The sequence below is a fragment of the Rahnella perminowiae genome (assembly GCF_019049755.1).
Taxonomy (GTDB): Bacteria; Pseudomonadota; Gammaproteobacteria; order Enterobacterales; family Enterobacteriaceae; genus Rahnella; species Rahnella perminowiae.
Genome location: NZ_JAFMOS010000312.1, coordinates 1 through 4,269, shown reverse-complemented (window position 1 = coordinate 4,269; position 4,269 = coordinate 1). Strand labels below are relative to the sequence as shown.

Below are 4,269 nucleotides of genomic sequence, written 5' to 3'. Positions count from 1 at the left end.
TTTCTCTTCTCTCCAGACTTATGCGGACTGCTCCGCATGTCGGATGAATATATCCTGCTGTTTTTTCTCCGCTTGCGTGATCTGCCCCCCAGAAAGCAAACAAAGCCATACCGCAAACTACACTTAACCTTTGATTGACATATCATTAACAAATTAAAGGAGAAAACCATGAGCCATGTTTATAAGCACCCTATTCCTGCCTCTGTGGCAGAGCGTACCCTGATCACACCTGAGAAATATCAGCAATATTATCAACAGTCTGTTGAGGACCCTGACGCATTTTGGGGGGAACAGGCCAAAGTACTCGACTGGATTAAACCTTTCACAAAAGTGAAAAACACTTCTTTTGCGCCGGGAAATGTCGATATCCGGTGGTTTGAGGATGGCACCCTGAATCTCGCAGCCAACTGTCTGGATCGTCATTTAGCCGACAAAGGTGAGCAGACCGCATTGATTTGGGAAGGGGATGACCCAAAAGTTGAAAACAAATACGTTACCTACAAACAGCTTCATCATGATGTTTGCCAGTTCGCGAATGTCTTAAAGAGTTTGGGCATTAAAAAAGGGGATGTTGTCGCTATTTACATGCCCATGGTACCGGAAGCCGCTGTCGCGATGCTGGCCTGTGCCCGTATCGGTGCCGTACATTCCGTTATCTTCGCTGGTTTCTCCCCGGAAGCCGTTGCCGGTCGCATTATAGATTCCAACGCCAGGCTGGTCATTACCGCTGACGAAGGCCTGCGCGCCGGACGTACCATTCCACTGAAACAAAATGTGGATGATGCGCTGAAGAATCCGGCGGTTACCAGCATCACACATTCCATCATTTTCAAACGTACCGGCAAACAGGGGGAATGGAAAGAGGGGCGTGACATCTGGTGGCATGATGCGATTGAAGGCGTTTCTGCAGATTGTCCGCCTGAAGAAATGAAAGCAGAAGATCCGCTTTTCATTCTTTATACCTCCGGTTCTACGGGTAAACCGAAAGGCGTATTGCATACCACGGGAGGGTATCTGGTCTATGCCGCCCTGACGTTCAAATACACCTTTGACTACCATGACGGCGACATCTACTGGTGTACGGCCGATGTCGGCTGGGTAACGGGCCACAGTTATTTGCTCTACGGCCCGTTGGCATGCGGAGCCATCAGCCTGATGTTTGAAGGTGTACCCAATTATCCGACACCAGCCCGTATGGCACAGGTTATTGATAAGCATAAGGTGAATATCCTGTATACCGCACCTACGGCGATCCGTGCACTCATGGCCGAAGGGGATAAAGCCATTGAAGGCACCCGCCGTGCGTCACTGCGAATCATGGGGTCAGTGGGCGAACCCATTAATCCGGAAGCCTGGGAGTGGTACTACAAAACGATTGGTAACAGCCAATGCCCAATTGTCGACACCTGGTGGCAAACCGAAACCGGTGGTTTCATGATAACGCCGCTGCCGGGTGCCACTGAACTGAAAGCCGGTTCTGCAACGCGTCCATTCTTCGGTGTTCAGCCTGCTCTGGTAGATAACGAAGGCGTTCCGCAGGAGGGGGCGTGTGAGGGTAATCTGGTGATCACTGATTCGTGGCCAGGCCAGGCACGAACTCTTTTCGGTGACCATGAGCGTTTCGAGCAGACCTATTTTTCTACATTTAAAAATATGTACTTTAGTGGTGACGGTGCGCGCCGTGACGAAGATGGTTATTACTGGATAACCGGCCGTGTTGATGACGTGCTTAATATTTCTGGCCATCGTCTTGGGACGGCTGAAATTGAGTCAGCATTAGTTTCTCATCCTAAAATCGCAGAAGCTGCCGTTGTGGGTATTCCACATAATATTAAAGGTCAGGCTATTTATGCCTACATCACACTGAATCACGGCGAAGAACCGTCACCGGAACTCTATACCGAAGTACGCAACTGGGTGCGTAAAGAGATAGGGTCCATTGCCACACCTGACATTCTTCACTGGACAGATTCGTTGCCAAAAACCCGCTCCGGCAAAATTATGCGTCGCATTCTGCGCAAAATTGCAGCCGGAGACACAAGCAATCTGGGAGATACCTCTACGCTGGCGGATCCAGGCGTAGTCGATAAATTGCTGGAAGAAAAACAATCAATGAAAGTGCCGTCATAATTTTTCACCGCCCTGGCGCGGTGAACTCTATCAATGCCTCACAGGAGTCACTGAGATGAATGATCTCATTTATCAGAGAGTTGTAAGTAATCCGCGCTTCAGGGAACTGGTGCAAAAACGCAGTCGTTTTGCCTGGCTACTGTCAGGCATCACACTGGTTCTGTATGTCGCTTTCATTTTATTGATTGCGTTCGATCCGCAGTGGCTGGGAACACCTCTTTATGACGGTGCCACCATTACCCGCGGCATTCCCGTAGGCGTTGGGCTGATCGTTATTTCATTCGTACTGACCGGGATTTATGTCGTTCGTGCAAATGGCGAATTTGACCGTCTGACAGCAGACATTATCCGCGAGGTGCAGCCATGATGGCACGCTGCGGCACGTTTCTGTTATTGATGTTATCCCTCGTTTTCCCGTCCAGTTTATTTGCTGCGGAGGGCATCGCCGGGGAAGTTAAACGTCAGCCTCTTAACGTTGAAGCTATTGTCATGTTTGTGCTGTTTGTTGGCGCGACCTTATACATCACTTATTGGGCAGCAAAGCGTACACGCTCTCGTCAGGACTACTATACCGCTGGCGGCCGCATCACTGGCCTGCAAAACGGTATGGCGATTGCCGGCGATTTCATGTCTGCCGCTTCTTTCCTGGGTATCTCCGCACTGGTTTATACATCAGGTTATGATGGCCTGATTTATTCCATCGGTTTCCTGATCGGCTGGCCGATTATTTTATTCCTGATTGCCGAACGCCTGCGTAACTTAGGGAAATATACCTTCGCGGATGTCGCGTCATATCGGTTGAAACAAAAACCTATCCGGCTGCTTTCAGCTTGCGGTTCGCTGGTGGTTGTCGCGCTTTATCTGATCGCACAAATGGTCGGTGCCGGTAAGTTAATCCAGCTATTGTTTGGGCTTAACTATCATGTCGCGGTGATCCTGGTAGGTATCCTGATGGTGCTCTACGTGTTGTTTGGCGGGATGCTGGCGACAACTTGGGTACAAATCATCAAAGCTATTCTGTTGCTGGCTGGCGCGACATTCATGGCGATCATGGTCATGAGATCTGTAGGCTTCAACTTCAATACGCTCTTCACTCAGGCGGTTGCTGTCCATTCTAAAGGGATTGCAATAATGAGTCCGGGAGGATTAGTTTCAGATCCGATATCTGCGCTGTCTCTGGGGCTCGCACTGATGTTTGGCACCGCCGGTTTACCGCATATCCTGATGCGTTTCTTCACCGTGAATGATGCCAAAGAAGCCAGAAAAAGCGTGTTCTACGCCACTGGTTTTATCGGCTACTTCTACATTTTGACTTTTATTATCGGTTTCGGCGCTATCGTCCTGGTCAGCTCAAACCCGGCGTTTAAAGACGCCAGCGGCATATTACTCGGCGGCAATAATATGGCTGCCGTGCATTTAGCGGATGCGGTCGGTGGGAGCTTCTTCCTCGGCTTTATCTCTGCCGTGGCTTTTGCAACGATCTTAGCGGTTGTCGCGGGCTTAACGTTGGCAGGTGCTTCAGCCGTATCTCATGATCTGTATGCCAGTGTCATCAAAGACGGTAAAGCGACAGAACGGGATGAGTTAAGGGTTTCGAAAATCACCGTTATCCTACTGGGTATTGTTGCTATTGCATTGGGCATTCTTTTTGAAAAACAGAACATTGCCTTCATGGTAGGATTAGCTTTCTCTATTGCTGCTAGCTGCAATTTCCCCATTATTCTGCTCTCGATGTACTGGTCTAAGCTGACAACGCGGGGGGCCATGATAGGTGGATGGCTCGGATTGCTTACGGCAGTCATACTAATGATCCTCGGGCCCACAATCTGGGTTCAGATCTTAGGGCATACCAAGCCGATTTATCCTTACGAATACCCTGCGCTGTTCTCAATGATTGTTGCTTTTGTTGGTACCTGGTTCTTCTCAATTACAGACAATTCACTTGAAGGACAGAAGGAGAGAGAACGCTTCTATCCTCAATTTGTGCGGTCCCAAACTGGTATCGGGATTTCCCAAAGTTCAAATCACTAATGTATAAGCGCAGAAATAAGAAAAGCCAATCCTGAGGGATTGGCTTTTTTGAATATCAAACCTTTAATCAAAGGCTTATCAAGCGCAGAAAAGACAAAAGCCCTGCAC

General features: G+C 49.1%; 3 protein-coding genes. All 3 read left to right on the top strand.

Going from position 1 to position 4,269, the window contains the following annotated elements:
* The first annotated feature begins 168 nt into the window (after window positions 1-168).
* The 3 genes from acs to actP are packed head-to-tail and all read left to right on the top strand — an operon-like array spanning window position 169 to window position 4,161.
* Window positions 169-2,130 (top strand): acetate--CoA ligase, encoded by a 1,962-nt coding sequence (acs, locus tag J1785_RS03000; protein WP_129954188.1) that lies wholly within the window; start codon window positions 169-171, stop codon window positions 2,128-2,130.
* Window positions 2,131-2,185: 55 nt separating this feature from the next.
* Window positions 2,186-2,497, top strand: coding sequence for a DUF485 domain-containing protein (locus J1785_RS02995; RefSeq protein ID WP_129954186.1), 312 nt, complete (start codon window positions 2,186-2,188; stop codon window positions 2,495-2,497).
* A 29-nt stretch (window positions 2,498-2,526) separates the two neighbouring features.
* Window positions 2,527-4,161 (top strand): cation/acetate symporter ActP, encoded by a 1,635-nt coding sequence (actP, locus tag J1785_RS02990; RefSeq protein ID WP_205951606.1) that lies wholly within the window; start codon window positions 2,527-2,529, stop codon window positions 4,159-4,161.
* Window positions 4,162-4,269 lie beyond the last annotated feature (108 nt).